Origin of the sequence: Streptomyces sp. WG7 (genome assembly GCF_049975785.1) — a bacterium.
In the GTDB taxonomy this organism is placed as follows: Bacteria; Actinomycetota; Actinomycetes; order Streptomycetales; family Streptomycetaceae; genus Streptomyces.
Window position 1 is genome coordinate 1 of record NZ_JBNGGE010000196.1, and the last position, 523, is coordinate 523.

Annotated in this window: 1 protein-coding gene; it reads left to right on the forward strand. The window is 69.6% G+C overall.

Going from position 1 to position 523, the window contains the following annotated elements:
• On the forward strand, positions 1-523 hold a 523-nt coding region (locus ACP4J0_RS38725; protein WP_426604171.1), incomplete at both ends, for an acyltransferase domain-containing protein.

The following is a 523-nucleotide window of genomic DNA, read 5'->3' on the forward strand; positions in this document are numbered from 1 at the left end:
CTGGACCGGACGGAGTTCACCCAGCCGGCCCTGTTCGCGGTAGAAGTGGCCCTGTTCCGGCTGCTGGAGTCCTGGGGTGTGAAGCCCGACTTCCTGGCCGGCCACTCCGTCGGTGAGATCGCCGCCGCGCATGTCGCCGGGGTGTTGTCCCTGGAGGACGCTTGCATGCTGGTCGCCGCTCGCGGACGGCTGATGCAGGCGCTGCCGTCCGGCGGCGTGATGATCGCGTTGCAGGCCGCCGAGGACGAGGTCCTGCCGCTGTTGAACGAGCGCGTGAGCATCGCCGCAGTCAACGGGCCGCAGGCGGTGGTGATCGCGGGCGACGAGGACGCCGCGGTCACGATCGTGGAGGCGTTCCCGGACCGGAAGTCGAAGCGCCTGACGGTCAGCCACGCCTTCCACTCCCCGCACATGGACGGCATGCTCGACGCCTTCCGCGAGGTGGTGTCCGGGCTGTCGTTCGAGGCCCCACGCATCCCGGTCGTCTCCAACCTGACCGGTGCCGTCGTCACGGATGACATGG